This is a genomic window from Stenotrophomonas sp. 17(2023), from assembly GCF_030345315.1.
Taxonomy (GTDB): Bacteria; Pseudomonadota; Gammaproteobacteria; order Xanthomonadales; family Xanthomonadaceae; genus Stenotrophomonas; species Stenotrophomonas acidaminiphila.
In genome coordinates this window covers 1102800-1119798 of record NZ_CP128405.1, presented here as the reverse complement: position 1 = coordinate 1119798, position 16999 = coordinate 1102800, and the positions used below count along the sequence as shown (strand labels likewise).

General features: G+C 70.0%; 12 protein-coding genes and 1 tRNA gene. 2 read left to right on the top strand and 11 right to left on the bottom strand.

Translation table 11 applies throughout. The annotated features are described in order from the left end of the window. Positions 1–39 precede the first annotated feature (39 nt). The gene (gene hrpA, locus QQA12_RS04955; protein ID WP_226050161.1) at positions 40–4200 is read right to left on the bottom strand and encodes an ATP-dependent RNA helicase HrpA; all 4161 of its coding nucleotides are present in this window, start codon (positions 4198–4200) and stop codon (positions 40–42) included. A gap of 88 nt (positions 4201–4288) precedes the next feature. Here hrpA and QQA12_RS04950 point away from each other — a divergent pair, with 88 nt between their 5' ends. Together QQA12_RS04950 and recQ are read left to right on the top strand one after the other, a co-directional pair. Beyond that, entirely contained in the window at positions 4289–4837 is a 549-nt protein-coding gene (locus QQA12_RS04950) for a Dps family protein (protein ID WP_054663957.1), read from the top strand. A 755-nt stretch (positions 4838–5592) separates the two neighbouring features. Next, positions 5593–7398 (top strand): DNA helicase RecQ, encoded by a 1806-nt coding sequence (gene recQ / locus QQA12_RS04945; RefSeq protein ID WP_226050162.1) that lies wholly within the window; start codon positions 5593–5595, stop codon positions 7396–7398. Between the two features lie 7 nt (positions 7399–7405). Here recQ and QQA12_RS04940 read toward each other — a convergent pair whose 3' ends face one another. From QQA12_RS04940 to tolR, 10 genes are all read right to left on the bottom strand, one after another. Then, complete coding sequence (locus tag QQA12_RS04940) at positions 7406–10165, bottom strand: tetratricopeptide repeat protein (protein WP_226050163.1); 2760 nt, start codon at positions 10163–10165, stop codon at positions 7406–7408. Beyond that, the gene (locus QQA12_RS04935; protein WP_054663948.1) at positions 10165–10716 is read right to left on the bottom strand and encodes an ECF-type sigma factor; all 552 of its coding nucleotides are present in this window, start codon (positions 10714–10716) and stop codon (positions 10165–10167) included. The genes QQA12_RS04940 and QQA12_RS04935 overlap by 1 nt, the downstream gene beginning before the upstream one ends. Positions 10717–10861: 145 nt before the next feature. Further along, a tRNA-Lys gene (locus QQA12_RS04930) sits at positions 10862–10937 on the bottom strand. 148 nt (positions 10938–11085) lie between these two features. Beyond that, complete coding sequence (gene queC / locus QQA12_RS04925) at positions 11086–11751, bottom strand: 7-cyano-7-deazaguanine synthase QueC (RefSeq protein WP_054663945.1); 666 nt, start codon at positions 11749–11751, stop codon at positions 11086–11088. 79 nt (positions 11752–11830) lie between these two features. Beyond that, complete coding sequence (queE, locus tag QQA12_RS04920) at positions 11831–12532, bottom strand: 7-carboxy-7-deazaguanine synthase QueE (RefSeq protein ID WP_226050164.1); 702 nt, start codon at positions 12530–12532, stop codon at positions 11831–11833. A gap of 95 nt (positions 12533–12627) precedes the next feature. Further along, positions 12628–13422, bottom strand: a complete 795-nt coding sequence (gene ybgF / locus QQA12_RS04915; protein WP_054663939.1) for a tol-pal system protein YbgF — start codon at positions 13420–13422, stop codon at positions 12628–12630. 3 nt (positions 13423–13425) lie between these two features. Beyond that, complete coding sequence (pal, locus tag QQA12_RS04910) at positions 13426–13944, bottom strand: peptidoglycan-associated lipoprotein Pal (RefSeq protein WP_054663937.1); 519 nt, start codon at positions 13942–13944, stop codon at positions 13426–13428. A gap of 64 nt (positions 13945–14008) precedes the next feature. Continuing rightward, positions 14009–15328 carry a Tol-Pal system beta propeller repeat protein TolB gene (tolB, locus tag QQA12_RS04905; RefSeq protein WP_054663935.1) on the bottom strand — a complete coding sequence of 440 codons (1320 nt, stop codon included), beginning with the start codon at positions 15326–15328 and terminating at the stop codon, positions 14009–14011. A 175-nt stretch (positions 15329–15503) separates the two neighbouring features. Beyond that, the gene (gene tolA / locus QQA12_RS04900) at positions 15504–16580 is read right to left on the bottom strand and encodes a cell envelope integrity protein TolA (RefSeq protein WP_054663932.1); all 1077 of its coding nucleotides are present in this window, start codon (positions 16578–16580) and stop codon (positions 15504–15506) included. Then, on the bottom strand, positions 16570–16998 hold the full coding sequence (gene tolR / locus QQA12_RS04895; protein ID WP_054663929.1) for a protein TolR: 429 nt from the start codon (positions 16996–16998) through the stop codon (positions 16570–16572). The genes tolA and tolR overlap by 11 nt, the downstream gene beginning before the upstream one ends. Position 16999: the final 1 nt, after the last annotated feature.

The following is a 16999-nucleotide window of genomic DNA, read 5'->3' as shown; positions in this document are numbered from 1 at the left end:
GCCGATGCGGCCCACCGCCGGGCGGGCCCGGCCGGAGGGTCAGCCGCGCAGTGAAGCGACCCGCTGCGCCAGCTTCTTCGGCGAGATGCCGGAGCGGAAGCCCAGCTCCTGCGCGAACAGCGATACCCGCAGTTCCTCGATGTCCCAGCGCAGCGCCGACCATTGCGGGTGCGTGGCCTGCCCCTGCAGCCGCGCCTCTTCCAGCGCATCGACGAAGGGCTTGAGCTCGAGCATGCGCGCCTGGTCGCGCGGCGGGTCGCGCTTGGCGCGTTCGCTGCGCAGGATCATCGCCTTCAGGTAGCGCGGGAACTGCGCCAGCGCGTCGGCCGGGGTCTGCCGCAGGAAGCCGGCGTGGACCAGCGACGCCAGCTGCCGTTCCATGTCGTCGAGATTGCCGCGCGCCCAGCCCATCAACGGCGCTTCCAGCAGCGGCTTGAGCTCGCCTACCAGGCCGAGGATGGTCTCGGCCAGGCGCAGCCGCTCCATCGCTTCGCCGAACAGGCGCTTGCCGGCATCGGCACGGCGCAGCTCGAAAGCCTCCGCCGAGCGGATCTCGCCCAGGCCATCGGCCAGCACCGCGTTCATGGCCGCATCTACCAGGTCGCCGCGCAGCCTTTCCTGCGATTCGATGGCCGCGTACAGCAACCCGGTCTTGGGCGATACCGGCAACTGCTTGCGGGCCTGCTTGACCTTGTCGGCCAGGGCGATCTCCAGCAGGCGCCGTACCCCGCCCGGATGCGCCAGCAGCGCCTCGTTGCGATCGGCGAAGATGCGCAGCGCCGCCGTCTCGCCGGTATCGACCAGCGCCGGATACGCCGGCACGCCGGCTTCGCCGGGCACCTGCCCGGGAATGGCGCCGGCCGGGAATTCGCGCAGCCCCTCGGCAGCCAGCGCCTTGCCGGCACGCGCCGCGAACGCCTGCCCGGCGCGCTCGCCGAAGCGTGCGCGCAGCGCATCGAGATCACGCGACATCGCCAGCAGCCGGCCCTCGGCATCGGCCAGGCGCAGGTTCATGCACAGGTGCGGCTCCAGCGCCGCCTCGTCGAAATCGGTGGCGGCCACCGCCGCGCCGGTGGCTTTCGACAGGAACCGCGCAAGTTCGCCGCGGATGTCGTCGGCCGAGGGCTGCGGCCATGCCTCGAAGAAGGCGCGGGCGAAGTCCGGCGCCGGCACGTAGTTGCGGCGCATCGCCTTGGGCAGGCTGCGGATCAGTGCCGCGGCCTTGTCGGCGACGAAGCCCGGTGCCAGCCATGACAGCCGCGCCGGGTCCAGCGCGTTGAGCAGGTGCAGCGGCACGTCGAGGGTGACGCCGTCGTCCGCCGCGCCGGGCTCGAAGCGGTAATGCATCGCCAGCCGCGCATCGCCCAGCGCGAAATACTTCGGATAACGCTCCTGCTCGCTGCCTTCGCCCGGCAGCAGGTCGGCCAGCGACCAGCGCAGCGTGCGCTGCTGCCCGGGCGGCAGCGCCTTCCACCAGGCATCCAGCCCACTGGCCGAATGGATGTCGGCCGGGATGCGGTCCAGGTACCAGCGCGCCTGCCAGTCCTCGTCGGCGACGATGCCGGCGCGGCGCAGCTTGGCTTCCTCCTCGCGGGCCTGCTCCAGTACCTTGAGGTTGTCGGCGACGAAGCCGGCACGGGTATTGATCTCACCGGTGACCAGCGCCTGCCGCACGAAGATGTCGTGCGCTTCGCCGGGGTTGATGCGGCCGTAATGCACCGGCTTGCGCGGCGCCAGCACCAGCCCGAACAGGCTGATCTGCTCGGCCGCCAGCACCTGGCCCTGGGCACGCGACCAGTGCGGGTCGAAATGCTTGCGCGCCAGCAGGTGCGGCAGCTCGGCGATCGCCCAGTCCGGCTCGATGGCGGCGTTGGTCAGGCCCCATACGCGCTGGGTATCGAGCAGGGTCGCGCTCAGCACCCACGGAGGCGGCCGCTTGGCCAGCGCCGAGCCCGGGAACAGGTGGAAGCGGCGCTGGCGCGGCGCCTGGAAGTCGCCCTTCTCGGTACGGTGGCCGATCTGCGTCGGCAGCCCGGCGAGGATCGCCCGGTGCAGCGCCTGGTAGGCCGCCACCCGCACCTTCTCCGGTACCGGGGCGGAACCGGGCTCAGAGTCGGTTTTTGCCTTGTCTGGCCGGGCGCCTGCGCCGGCCCCCGGGACATCCGGCCCGGTCACCGATTTCGCCGGCTTCGCGCCTTCGCGTGCCAGCCGCGCCGCCTTGTGCAGTTCGCCGCGCGTGGCCTTGCGCCTGGCTTCGCCATCGCCGCCTGCCGGCAGCGCGGCCGGCGCGGCAAGCAGCGCCTTGCCGAAGGCGCCATCGCTGCTGCTGTCCCAGCCCAGCTCCTCGCACAGCAGGCGCAGCTGGCGGTGCAGTTCGCGCCATTCGCGCATGCGCAGGAAGCCGAGGAAATGCCGGCCGCACCAGTCGCGCAGTTTGGATTGGGTCAGGTCCTCGTGCGCGGCCCGGTAGCCCTCCCAGAGGCGCAGGATGCCGAGGAATTCCGAGCGCGGGTCGGCGAAGGCCGCATGCGCGTTGTCGGCGGCCTCGCGCGCTTCCGGCGGCCGTTCGCGCGGGTCCTGGATGCCCAGGAAGGAGGCGATCACCAGCATCTCGTGCAGGCAGCCGGCCTTCTGCGCGGCCACCAGCATGCGCGCCAGCTTCACGTCCACCGGCAACCGCGCCATCTGCCGGCCGATGGCGGTGAGCTTGCGCTCGCCGTCGATCGCACCCAGCTCGGCCAGCTGCTGCCAGCCGTCGGCAACCGCGCGTTCGTCCGGCGGCTCCAGGAACGGGAAATCCTCGATCCGCCCCAGGCCCAGCTGCAGCATGCGCAGGATCACCCCGGCCAGCGAGGAACGGCGGATCTCCGGATCGGTGAATTCCGGGCGCGCCTGGAAATCGGCCTCGGCGTACAGGCGGTAGCACACGCCCTCGGCGATGCGCCCGCAGCGGCCCTTGCGCTGGTTGGCGCTGGCCTGCGACACCGGTTCGATATGCAGCCGGTCCAGCTTCTGCCGCGGGCTGTAGCGCTTGACCCGGGCGTAGCCGGGATCGACCACGTACCGGATGCGCGGCACCGTCAGCGAGGTCTCGGCGACGTTGGTGGTCAGCACCAGGCGCCGCTTCGGCCCCGGGTTGAACACCCGGTCCTGGTCCTTGGCCGAGAGCCGCGCGTACAGCGGCAGCACCTCGGTCTCGCGGTACTTGCGCCGTTCCAGCGCCTGGTGCGCGTCGCGGATCTCGCGCTCGCCGGGCAGGAACACCAGCACGTCGCCGCGCGGATCCAGGCGGGTGATCTCGTCGACCGCGGCGACGATGGCGTCGTTGACCGACACCGGGTCCGAGTCGGCATCGTCGCCACGCCCGCGTCCACCGCCCCTGCCCTCTGTGGCCGCCGGCCGCGCCTCGTCCAGTGGCCGGTAGCGCACTTCCACCGGGTACGTGCGGCCCTCGACGCTGACCACCGGCGCATCGTCGAAATGCCGCGAGAAGCGCTCGGTGTCGATGGTCGCCGAGGTCACCACCAGTTTCAGGTCCGGGCGCCGGCGCAGCAGCTGCTTGAGATAGCCGAGCAGGAAATCGATGTTGAGGCTGCGTTCGTGCGCCTCGTCGATGATCAGCGTGTCGTAACGCGACAGCCAGCGGTCGGACGCGATCTCGGCCAGCAGGATGCCGTCGGTCATGAACTTGATGCGGCTGTCCTCGCCGACCTTGTCGGTGAAGCGCACCTGGTAGCCGACCACCGTGCCCAGTTCGCTGCCCAGTTCCTCGGCCACGCGGGTGGCCACCGCGCGCGCGGCGATGCGCCGCGGCTGGGTACAGCCGATCATGCCGGCCTCGCCGCGCCCGGCGGCCAGGCACAGCTTGGGCAGCTGGGTGGTCTTGCCCGAACCGGTCTCGCCGGCGATCACCACCACCTGGTGGTCGCGGATCAGCGCGGTGATCCGCTCGGCTTCACGCGCGATCGGCAGCGCGTCGTCCATGCTGATCGCGACCGGCTGCGCCGCACGCTGCCGGCGCTGGCCCCGGGACTGCTCCAGCAGGCCGCGGAACGCCGCTTCGGCGGCGGCATCGGCCGGCCGGCCCTGCCAGCGCGACCACAGCCCGAGCAGTCGCCCGCGGTCGCGGCTCATCGCCCCGTCGATGGCCGTGCGGGCTTCGCGCAGGCGCGCGGCAGTGTCCTTTTCGATAGCGCTCATCAATCGTTCAACGAGAAAACTTGAAATACCGGTATGGTCCCGATGGCGCTATTGTGAAGCCATTCAACCCGACAAGGAGTAAAGCGTCATGGCCAAGGCCAAGAACAGCAGCAAACCCGACGCCGGCAAGAAGAAGCTGGCCGCCTCCGCGCCGTCGGCGCCGGGCATCGATATCGGGATCAAGGACGCCGATCGCAAGAAGGTCGCCGACGGTCTGTCGCACTTTCTCGCCGACGCCTACACGCTGTATCTGAAGACCCACAACTTCCACTGGAACGTCACCGGGTCGATGTTCAATTCGCTGCACACCATGTTCGAGGCGCAGTACACCGAACAGTGGACCGCGCTGGACGAGATCGCCGAACGCATCCGCGCGCTGGGCTTCAACGCCCCCGGCTCGTACCGCGAGTTCGTCGCCCTGACCTCCATCGCCGAGGAACCGGGGCTGACCGACAGCGCCGACTGGCGCGAGATGGTGCGACAGCTGGTACAGGGCAATGAAGCGGTGTGCCGGACCGCGCGCAGGGTCCTGGAACAGGCGGAGAAGGCGGGCGACGCTCCCAGCGAGGACCTGCTGACCCAGCGCCTGCAGACCCACGAGAAGTACGCCTGGATGCTGCGCTCGCTGCTGCAGTAAACCTTCGGGCGTTCGCCCTGCGGTTTTCCAGGGTTGCGCACGGCGCACCCCTGGACCCTGCTTCATCCGCCTGCCAGATCCCCCCACCTTCGGCGCGCCCCCTTTACTCAAGGGGGCTGTCCTCCAGAAGGATCGGGTGCGCGGTTGCAATAGGCCTTCGGGCGTTCGCCCTGCGGTTTTCCAGGGTTGCGCACGGCGCACCCCTGGACCCTGCTTCATCCGCCTGCCAGATCCCCCCGCCTTCGGCGCGCCCCTTTACTCAAGGGGGCTGTCCTCCAGAAGGATCGGGTGCGCGGTTGCAATAGGCCTTCGGGCGTTCGCCCTGCGGTTTTCCAGGGTTGCGCGCGGCGCACCCCTGGACCCTGCTTCATCCGCCTGCCAGATCCCCCGCCTTCGGCGCGCCCCCTTTACTCAAGGGGGCTGTTCTCCAGAGGGATCATGTGCGTGCTTGCAATAGGCCTTCGGGCGTTCGCCCTGCGGTTTTCCAGGGTTGCGCACGGCGCAACCCTGGACCCTGCTTCATCCGCCTGCCAGATCCCCCTCGCCGTCGGCGCGCCCGCTTTCGTGAAGCGGGCGCTTGTCCGGATGGGCCGGCGGGTGCGCAGGATGGCCGATGTTCCCGGTCCGGTGCGGTAACGCGTGCACGCGCGCCGCCTCGTGCCCTGCGCCGAACATGAACATGCCCCGGTTTTCCCGACGCGGACACGGGGTGCGAGCGGGCGGCCGGGCTTGACCGGGCAGTTATCCTAGTCGGCATGTCTTCCCCCGCTCACGAACTGCTGAAGCGCGTCTTCGGCTACGATGCCTTCCGCGGCAACCAGCAGGCCATCGTCGAACACGTCACCGCCGGCAACGACGCGCTGGTACTGATGCCCACCGGCGGCGGCAAGTCACTGTGCTACCAGGTGCCGGCCCTGCTGCGCGAGGGCTGCGGCATCGTCGTCTCACCGCTGATCGCGCTGATGCAGGACCAGGTCGAGGCATTGCGCCAGGTCGGCGTGCGTGCCGAGTTCCTCAATTCCACGCTGGACGCCGAGACCGCCGGCCGGGTCGAGCGCGAGCTGCTGGACGGCAGCTTGGACCTGCTCTACGTCGCGCCCGAGCGCCTGCTGACCGGGCGCTTCCTGTCGCTGCTCGAGCGCAGCCGCATCGCCCTGTTCGCGATCGACGAGGCCCACTGCGTATCGCAGTGGGGCCACGATTTCCGCCCCGAATACCGGCAGCTGACGGTGCTGCACGAACGCTGGCCGCAGGTGCCGCGCATCGCCCTGACCGCCACCGCCGACCCGCCCACCCAGCGCGAGATCGCCGAGCGCCTGGACCTGGCGCAGGCCGAACACTTCATCAGTTCCTTCGACCGGCCCAACATCCGCTACACGGTGGTGCAGAAGGACAACGCCCGGCGCCAGCTGCTGGATTTCCTGCGCGGCCACCGCGGCGAGGCCGGCATCGTCTACTGCATGTCGCGGCGCAAGGTCGAGGAGACCGCCGACATGCTGCGCGGCGAAGGCCTGGACGCCCTGCCCTACCACGCCGGCCTGCCGGCGGAAGTGCGCGCGGCCAACCAGCGCCGCTTCCTGCGCGAGGACGGCGTGGTGATGTGCGCCACCATCGCCTTCGGCATGGGCATCGACAAGCCGGACGTGCGCTTCGTCGCACATACCGACCTGCCCAAGTCGATGGAAGGCTACTACCAGGAAACCGGCCGCGCCGGCCGCGACGGCGAGCCGGCCGAAGCATGGCTGTGCTACGGACTGGGCGACGTGGTGCTGCTCAAGCAGATGATCGAGCAGGGCGAAGCCGGCGAGGAGCGCAAGCACCTGGAGCGTGCCAAGCTCGACCACCTGCTCGGCTATTGCGAGTCGATGCAGTGCCGCCGCCAGGTGCTGCTGGCCGGCTTCGGCGAGACCTATCCCCGGCCCTGCGGCAACTGCGACAACTGCCTGACGCCGCCGGACGCCTGGGACGCCACCATCCCCGCGCAGAAGGCCCTGAGCTGCGTCTACCGCAGCGGCCAGCGCTTCGGCGTCGGCCACCTGATCGACATCCTGCGCGGCAGCGACAGCGAACGCATCCGCCAGCTGGGGCACGACACGCTCAGCACCTTCGGCATCGGCAAGGAGCTGGACTCACGCAACTGGCGCGGCGTGTTCCGGCAACTGGTCGCCGCCAGCCTGCTGCAGGTGGACCCCGAAGCACATGGCGGCCTGCGCCTGACCGACGCCAGCCGCGACGTACTCAAGGGCCGCCGCCAGGTGATGATGCGCCGCGAACCGCCGGCCACCCGCGGCGAGCGCGACCGCAGCAGCACGCCGCGCACCGGCGTGGCGGTGCAGCCGCAGGACCTGGCGCTGTTCAACGCGCTGCGCGACCTGCGCGCCGAACTGGCACGCGAACAGAACGTGCCGGCGTTCGTCATCTTCCACGACAGCACCCTGCGCAACATCGCCGAACAGCGCCCGACCAGCCTCGACGCGCTGGGCCGGGTCGGTGGTATCGGCGGCAGCAAGCTGTCGCGCTACGGGCAGCGGCTGGTGGAGATCGTGCGCGAGCAGGGCTAGGCCGCGCTCACCCCTGCCCGCCGCGGGCCAGCAGCCGCAGGCCATCGAGCCTGCGCCGCGCGGGTGCATCCGCGAGCAGGCGGCTCTCGAGCGCGGGCGCCGCCTGCCGCAGGGCGTCCAGCGCCGGCTGGCGATGGCCCAGCCGCAGCAGTGTTTCGGCCAGGTCGAGGTGGCAGGTCGCGGTTTCGACCCGGTCGTTGCCGTGCAGCGAACGCGCGTATTCCAGCGCGGTGCGGCGCAGCGCCAGCGTTGCCGCGCCTTCACCGCGGCGTTCGGCCAGGTCCGCGCGGGCGCGCAGCAGGCGCAGCTGCAGGCTCGCCGGCACCTGCCCGCCCAGTTGCCGCAGCAATGCCTGCGCCTGCGTGGTGTCGCCGCGCAGGATGTGCCAGTCGATGCGGTTCAGCCGCGCCTCGATGCGTCCGGGTGCGTCCGCCGGCAGCACTGCGTCCAGGCCGGCATCGGCATGCACCAGCAGCGCGCCGGCCTCGTCCATGCGCGCCTGGCGCATCAACAGCGCGCCCAGCCCGGACTCGGCACGCAGGCTGGTGGGCGATTGCCCACCGAGCCGCTCGCGGCGGATCGCCCAGGCCTGCCGGTAGAGCCGTTCGGCCTGGGCGAGGTCGCCACGCAGCTCCTGCAGCTCGCCATAGTTGAACAGCCCCATCGAATACTCCACAGACCCGGTGCCGTCGATGATCCCGCTCAGGCGCAGGCGCAGCTGGTACTGCTGTTCGGCAGCGGCGTAGTCGCCCCAGTCGCGGTACAGGTCGGCAAGCCCGTCGTGCTGCATCAGCACGAAGCTGCTCTCCGGCCCGTACAGTTCCTCGGCATGGCGCAGGCCGGCCTGCAGCAGCGGCAATGCCTGCGCGAAGCGCCCCTGCTCGCGCAGGATCTGCGCCAGGCGCATTTCCGCGGCCAGGGCCATGCTGGTGCCGCGGCCCTGGCTTCCGCCCAGCACGTGGCGCAGTTCGCGCTCGGCCGACGCCAACCGCCCCCAGCGCAGGTACATCAGGCCCTTGTTGTAGGACAGCGCCAGCTTCTCGGTGGCCACGCTGTAGTGCGGCAGTTTCGCGTACAGGCCCATCGCCGTGTCGAAGGCGGCCTCGCCGCGGTCGAACTGCTGCTGGTTCACCAGCGCCAGCCCGCGCGCGCCGTGCAGCCGCGCCCGGGTGGGCGTGGCCGCGGTCGCCGGCAGCAGCGCGAGGCCGCGCTCGGCCAGCACCTGGCCCAGCGCGCCGTTGCCGCCCTGGGTCTTCTGCAGCGACAGTTCCACCAGCACCGCCGCCGCATCCGCCGGACGATTCACCCGCGCGTCCATGAAGCCGTCGTAAGCCTGCTGCAGCAGCACGTCGGCCTGGCGCGGCACGCCGGAATTGCGGTACGCCGTCCCCAGCACCGCGCGCATCCGGGCCAGCTGCGCCGGCGCATCGGCCAGGTCCTGGGAGACGCGCAGCGCCGCCTTGTCCAGCAACTGCCGCGATGACAGCTCCGGCTGTCCGCGCCCGGTGCGCAGGAACGGGTCGGCGGTCTCGAACACGCCGACCATGAAATCACCGACCTGGTGGGCGATGGCCGCTTCCTCCTCGGCCTGCCGGCGCGCCTGCACCAGGCCGGCCACGAAGACCAGCGCGAGCGACAGCGCGCCCGCCGCGGCCGCCAGGCCACGTCCATTGCGTTGCACGCCGCGCACCAGCCGGTACAGGCGCCCGGACTGCCGCGCGGCCACCGGCCGCCGCTCCAGATAGCACGTCACGTCGGCCATCAGCGTCTCCACCGAACGGTAGCGGGCGGCGACGTCGCGGGCACACGCCCTGGCGGCGATGGCATCGAGGTCGCCGCGCAGCGCCCTGCGCCAGCGCAGGCCCTGCGGCGCGTTGGCCGAAGGCAGGACCACCGGGGCCTGGTTGTCCTGCAGCGTACGTGCGCAGCGGCGCGTGGACAGCAGCTCCACCAGCAGCACGCCGAGGCTGTACACATCGCTGGCCACGCCCACCGGTCCGCCGTCCACCAGCTCCGGGCTGGCATAGCCGGGCGTGCAGTAGCCCGCTTCGCCGCGCTCGCGCGCATCGTTGAGCAGGCGCGCCAGGCCGAAATCGAGCAGCACCGGCCTGCCATCGGGCCGGACCAGCACATTGCCCGGCTTGAGGTCGCAGTGCAGCACCAGGCGCTCATGGGCCGAGCGCACGATCGCGCAGATGTCCAGGAACAGCCGCAACCGTGCCGCCAGGCCCAGCGCATGGCTGGCGCAATGGCGGTCCAGTGGCAGGCCCTCGACGTACTCCATCACCAGGTACGGATAACCATCGGGCGTGGTGCCGCCGTCGTAGAGCTGGGCCACGTCGGGCAGGTTGAGCCCGGCCAGCACTTGCCGTTCGGCCTGCAGCCGCTCCACCTCGCCCGCGCCCGGCATGCCATGCAGCAACTTGATCGCCACCGTGCGGCGGTAGACGCCGTCGTCGCGCTCGGCCTTGAACACGGTGCCCATGCCGCCGCCGGCGATGCGCGCGGTCAGCCGCCACGGTCCCAGCCGCTGGCCCACCGCCAGTTCCGGGGTGAGCGCACGCGCCAGCGCGGTGTCCAGCCGGCTGCTGATCCGGCTCAGGCCCTGGGTCTGCGCATGCAGCAGCTGCAGCACTTCCTCGGCCAGCGCCGGGTCGCCACAGTACTCCTGCACCTGCTGCCGCCACTGCGTGCGTGGCAGGTCGCAGACGGCATCGAACAGATCGCGGGTCTGGCGCCAACGCGCCGCCTCCTCCGCGTTCGGCATCAGGCCAGCTGTCGGTTGAGCCAGGCCCTGGCGAAACGCAGGTCGCGGTCCACGGTGGGTGCCGAAACCCCCATCACCATGGCGATCTCATCGCGACTCATGCCGCCGAAATAGGTCAGCTCGACCATGCTCGCCGCGCGCGGCTCGAGTTCGGCCAGCTGGCTCAACGCCTGGTGCAGTGCCATCACGTCGTAGGCATCGCCGTCGTCGTCGGGCACGTCGCTGGCATGGGACAGGGTCAATTGGACGAGGTTGCCGCCGCGCTTGTCCGCGGACCGCGCGCGCAGGTGGTCCACCAGGACCGAACGCATCTTCAGTGCCGCCACCGCGATGAAATGGGCGCGGTCCTTGAAATCAACCTCCGAACCCAGCAGGCGCAGCAGCGATTCGTTGACCAGCGCCGCCGGCTGCAGGGTGCCGCCGGTATCGTTGAACAGGCGGTTGCGGGCAACCAGCATCAGGTCCGAATACAGGGCTTCGAACAACTGCTCCCGCGCCTGCGCGTCGCCTCCCTGCCAGCGATGCAGGAGTTGCGTGATCTGGGTACCCAAGCGTCCCCCAATGTTGCCGTGAAACCCGACGAACTCCATGGTAGGGCCGGCCCGTGCCGCGGCGAGCTGCCGCAGTTCACAGAAACCGTGCGCCCCCCCACTGCAAAAACAAAGGCCCCGGATGTGCGGGACCTCTGCCTGATCATGGTGGGCCGTGAAGGATTCGAACCTTCGACCAAAAGATTAAAAGTCTTCTGCTCTACCGACTGAGCTAACGGCCCAAACAAAGACCCGGCATGGCGCCGGGGTGGGCATTCTAGCGCAAGATGCCTGAAAACAGAATTCGGAACGGCGCGCGTTCTACCCGGTGAATCGGCCACAACGGCATCGCGGGCGGCCCGCGATCCGGCACCCGCGGCGCGGCCACGCTCAGGCGTAGTGGGTCGGGTCGGGCAGGCCGGCGGCGGCGAACCCATCGGCGCGCAGGCGGCAGGCATCGCAATGGCCGCAGGCACGCCCCTGCGCGTCGGCGCGGTAACACGACACGGTCAGCCCGAAGTCCACGCCCAGCCGCGCGCCTTCGCTGGCGATCTGCGCCTTGCTCAGGTACTGCAGCGGCGCATGCACGCGGATGCCCGCGCCTTCCACGCCGGCCTTGGTCGCCAGGTTGGCCAGCGCCTGGAAGGCGGCGACGAACGCGGGGCGGCAATCCGGGTAGCCGGAATAGTCCACCGCGTTGACGCCGCAGAAGATGTCGTTGGCGCCCAGCACCTCGGCCCAGCCCAGCGCGAGCGAGAGCATGATGGTGTTGCGCGCCGGCACGTAGGTGACCGGGATGCCATCGCCACCGGCGTCGGGCACGTCGATGTCGTCGGTCAGTGCCGAGCCGCCGATGCTGCGCAGGTCGACGTCCACCACCTTGTGCGCGGCCACGCCCAGCGCCTGCGCCACCCGTGCGGCGGCGTCCAGTTCGGAGGTATGGCGCTGGCCGTAGCGCACGCTGAGCGCGTGCACGGTGAAGCCCTGTTCCTGGGCCATGGCGACGACGGCGGCCGAATCCATGCCGCCGGAAAGAAGCACGACTGCCTTCTTCATGGAGTGATATTCCGGTTGGGGGAGGAACGCCAGCACGCTGTCCCGCGCCGGTATGGAAGGGGCACCGCGGTACCCCTGGTCACCTGCCCGGCTCGTCGTTCCAGAGCAGCTTGTGCAACTGCATCTGGAAGCGCACCGGCAGGCGGTCGGCGACGATCCAGTCGGCCAGGACCCGCGCATCGAGCCGGTCCTTGCACGGCGAGAACAGCACCATGCAGCGATCGTGCAGGCGCTGCGCGGCCACCATGTCCCTGGCCCAGTCGTAGTCGGCGCGGTCGCACAGCACGAACTTGAGCTGGTCGCGCGCGGTCAGCAGCGGCAGGTTGTCCAGCCGGTTGCGGGCCAGTTCGCCGGAGCCGGGGGTTTTCAGGTCGACCACGCGCGACACGCGCGGATCGACGCCGCCGATGTCCAGCGCGCCGGACGTCTCCAGCGAGACCTCCAGCCCCGCGTCGCACAGCGCGCGCAGCAGCACCAGGCAGCGCTTCTGCGCCAACGGCTCGCCGCCGGTCACGCAGACGTGGCGCACGCCATGGCCGAGCACCTCGGCGACGATGTCGTCGATATCGCGCCACTGCCCGCCATGGAAGGCGTACTCGGTGTCGCAGTAGCCACAGCGCAGCGGGCAACCGGTCAGGCGCACGAACACGGTCGGCCAGCCGGCGGTGTCGGCCTCGCCCTGCAGGGACAGGAAGATCTCGGTGATCTTCAGCCGCGGCAGCGGCGACTGCACGATTTCGCTGGGCGTGGCGGCGGCGCTGGAAAGGGAAACGACGGTCATGGCGGGAACTTCTGGAGGGGCTGACGGCATCGGCCATGCCGTAAACGACGGCAGCCGGGCATGGCCCGGCTCCCTGGAAACACCGCCGCCCGGACTCAGCGGATCTGTTGGCCGAGCCGGATCGACTGCAGGCGGTCCTGCGCGGTCCGCGCGGCATCACTGCCGGGGAAGCGGGTCACGACCTGCGCCAGCGTCTGCTCGGCCTTGGCCGCATCGCCCTGGCCGAACTGGGACAGGCCCAGCTTCAACAGGCCGCCAGCGGCCTTGTCGTGGGTCGGATAGCGCCCCACCAGGTCGCGAAACTGCGCCTCGGCCAGCTGGAAATTGCGGGTGGCGTAATAGCTCTCGCCCAGCCAGTACAGCGCGTTGGGGGCGTAGACGCCACTGGGATACTGCTCCAGGAACCCCTGGAAAAGACGCGCCGATTCGTCGTACTTGCCGGCCTTGAGCGCATCGAAGGCCACGTTGTAGGCGCTGCGTTCGTCGCCGGCCGCGGCAACCGCGCCGGCATCGCCGCGCACGGTTGGCGGCTTTTCCGCCGCCGCCGGGTTGGCCGCGGAAGGGGCCGGCACGGCCGGCGCTGGCGCCTGCTCCGCGCCACCTTCCAGGCGGTTCAGGCGCCCATCCAGGTCCAGGTACTGGTCCCGGCTGCGCTGCTTGAGCTGTTCGTTCTCGTGCTGGAGCTGCTCGACCGTTGCCTGCAGCGCCTGCATCCCGCTGCGCAGTTGCTGCAGCTGGTTGAGCATGTCGGTGTTGGCCTGGTTGTTCTGGACCTGCTGCTCGAGTGCGCCGACGCGGTCGGCCAGGCTCTGCCGCTGGGCATGAGCGGGTGCGGCAGCCACGAGGGCTGCCGCAACCACGAGCATCATCGCCTTGATGCCGGTACGCATCGATTACTGCGCGGTGTAGACGATTTCGACGCGGCGGTTCTGCGACCAGCAGGACTCGGCCGATTCGGTGCAGACCGGACGCTCTTCACCGTAGGACACGACGGTCAGCTGCGAAGCCGAGCCACCGTTGGCCTGCAGTGCCGAGTTCACGGCATTGCCACGACGCTCGCCCAGGGCCTGGTTGTAGGCACGGCTGCCGCGCTCGTCGGTGTGGCCCTGCAGGGTGATGCGCGAGGACGGACGGTCACGCAGGTACTTGGCATGGCAGGCCATGATGGCCTGGAACTCGGACTTCACTTCTTCCTTGTCGAAGTCGAAGTAGACCACGCGCTGGCGCAGGCAGGCGTCGGTGTCCAGGTCGCCCGGACCGTACAGGCCGGAAGTCGACGGACCGGTCGACGGAGTGGTCGGGGTGGTGTCGACCGGCGGCTGGGCCGGCTGTTCCTTCACCTTCTTCGAGCAGCCGGCCAGCGCGGCAACCGACAGAAGCGAAACAAGCAGAACGCGAGTGGACTTGTTCATGGCGATACCTAAAGGCTCCTGAGCCAATGATGGGGTTTAATGCGGATCAGATATTAACATTTTATCAACGCGCGGTGCGGTACGGGCCCCATGCGGGCTCGCGCACATCACCGTCTGCCAGGACCAGGCGCTGGCGGACCCGCGCGTCGGCCGAAACGGCATACAGCACTCCACGACCACCCTCGCGGGCGGCATACAACACCATGCTCGCATTGGGCGCGAAGCTGGGCGATTCGTCCAGCGAACCCGGCGACAGCGTGCTCCAGCGCGGCGAACCCAGGCTGCTGTCCATCAGCGCGATCCGGTAGCTGTTGCCGCTGCCCTGCGCCATGGCCAGCTTCTTGCCGTCATAGGACACGGTCACCTTGGCGTTGTAGTTGCCCTGGAAGGTCACGCGGCTGGCGCTGCCGCCCGACGCCGGCACCTGGTAGATCTGCGGGCGGCCGCCACGGTCGGAGGTGAAATAGATGGTGTTGCCGTCGGCGCTCCAGGTCGGCTCGGTATCGATGGCGAAGTGGTTGGTCAGCTGGGTCAGCTGCTTGCTGCCCAGGTCCATCACGTAGATCTCCGGGTTGCCGCTGCGCGACAGGGTCAGCGCCAGGCGGCGGCCGTCCGGCGAGAACGCCGGGGCGCTGTTGATGCCGCGGAAGCTGGCGACCAGATCGCGCGCGCCGGTGGAAATGTTCTGGACATAGATCGCCGAATTGCCGCGCTCGAAGCTGACGTAGGCCAGGCGGTTGCCGTCCGGGCTCCACGACGGCGACAGCAGCGGCTCGGCGGAGCGGACGATGGTCTGCGGGTTGTAACCGTCGGCATCGGCCACCATCAGCGCATAGCGCATCGCGTCGCCGCGGCCGCTGGCGGTGACGTAGGCGATGCGGGTCCAGAACGCGCCGCGCACGCCGGTGATCTTCTCGTAGATGGCATCGGCCATCTGGTGGGCGACATCGCGCATCGCGTTGGAGCGGGCGGTCATCGCCAGGCCGAGCATGCGCTCGCCCTTGGCGACGTCGAACAGCTCGTACTCGACGCGGTAGGCGCCGGCACCGGCGTCGAGCACGCGGCCGACGACCAGGTAGTCCTGCTTGAGCGCGCGCCAGGCCGGGTACTGCACCTCGCTGCCGCGGGTCGGGCGCTGCACGATCTGCGCCTCGGGCAGGGTCCGGAACTGGCCGGAGCGGTCCAGGTCCGAGCGCACCACCGCGGCGACGTCGGTGGCCGGCGCACCGGCGCTGCCCTGGTAGGGCATGGGCACCACGGTGATGGGCAGGGCCGACGCGTTGCCGCCGATGATGTCGATCTCCAGCCCCCGTTGCTGCGCCATCGCCACCAGGGGCAACAGCAGTACGGTCAGGGCGGCCAGCCAGCGAAGCGGTTTCTTCATGGGGTGCTCAACGATCGGATGAACAGGGGGTAAGGGATAGCAGCAGGCGGATGAACATTTTCGCAATCGTGAACGAAAATCCGGTGAAATCCAGCCCCGGCTGCGGCATTGCACGCGAAAAGCCCGTTGCAGCGCGCCGCCAAGGGTGCCGGAATCTGCGTGAAGCCGCCGCGATTCAGCGGTCCTGCGCCTCGAATGTGAAGTTCAGCGTGCGCTGGAACACCGACTCGAAACCGCGGTATGGCAACGGCTGGGCGCGCAGCACCGCGGCCTCGACCGAACGCCGGCCGGCGTCGTCGTAGGGGCAGCCGGCAGCGAACTGCACGTCGACCACCTCGCCGCCCGGCAGCTGGCGGATGGTCAGCCGGCAGCGCTGGCCGCGCGGGATCGTGTCCGGACGCACCCACTGGTTGAGTACCGCCTGCTGGATCGCGGCGGCGTACTTTGCGGTCAGGTCGTTGCTGGTGCCACCCTGCCCCGGCGACGCCTGCGGCGTGCCGCTGGCCGGCGAGGCGCTGGACGCGGCGGCCTGCGCGCGCGCGCGGGCATCGGCCACCTGGCGCTGGCGCTGCTCGGCCAGCTTGAGCTCGCGCTCGGCCTGCTCGCGCTTGCGGCGGATCTCGGCGATCTTCTGCTGGCGCTCCTGCTCGGCCTTGGCCTCGTTGGCCTTGCGCTGCTCGTCTGCCAGCTTCTTCTGGCGGTCGGCCTCTTCCTGCTGTTTTGCCAACCGCAGCTTCTGCTCGGCCTCTTCCACCCGCTTGCGTTCGGTCAGGTCGATCTGCTCCTGGCGGCGCTTGGCTTCCTGCTCCTGCCTGGCCTTTTCCTCGGAGATGGCCAGCGCGCTGACCCGCTCCTGGTCGACCGTGTCCGGCTGCGCGATGCGCTCCTGGGCATTGTGCTGCTGCGGCGTGGGCGCGTCCTGCGGCCGCGGCTCGGGAATCGGCTGCGGCGGCGGCAGGGTGTCTTCCGGAACCGGCTCGGGCTGTACGTCCGCTACCGGCTCGGGCAACGGCGGCAGCTTTTCCGAGGCACGCAGCGCGCTGCGTGCGGCGGCGGCTTCGGCCGCCGACAGCTGCAGGCTCGCCTCCACCACCGGGTCGCCCGCGGCAGCCTCGGTGCTGCGCGACGGCGACCACACCCAGGCGATGATGAACACCAGCGCGACCAGCACGTGCACCAGCAACGCCAGTACGACGGGCATGCCCCATTCGTTGCCGGGGTCGCGCGGCGGCGGCAGAGCGTCAGCGTGCATCGGTCGCCAGGCCCACCTTCTCGATCTTCGCGGCCTTGATCACGTCCATCGCCGCCACGACCTTTTCATAGGCCACCGCGCGGTCGGCGGCCACGATCACGCGCAGGCCCTTGTCCTGCGCGGCCATCGCGCCCAGCTGCGCCTGCAGCGTGGACGCGTCGATGCGCTCGGGGTTCTTGGCATCGGGCAGCTTCAGGCTCAACTGGCCATCGGCCAGCACCGAGACGATGACCGGGTCCTGCTTGCCCTCCAGCGCCTTGGCGTGCGAGGTGGGCAGGTCGACCTCGAAGCTGAGCGTCAACAGCGGCGCGGTCACCATGAAGATGATCAGCAGCACCAGCATCACGTCGATGTACGGCACGACGTTGATCTCTGATTTGAGCTTGCGGCGCTTGCGCCGGGAAATGCCGGAAATCATG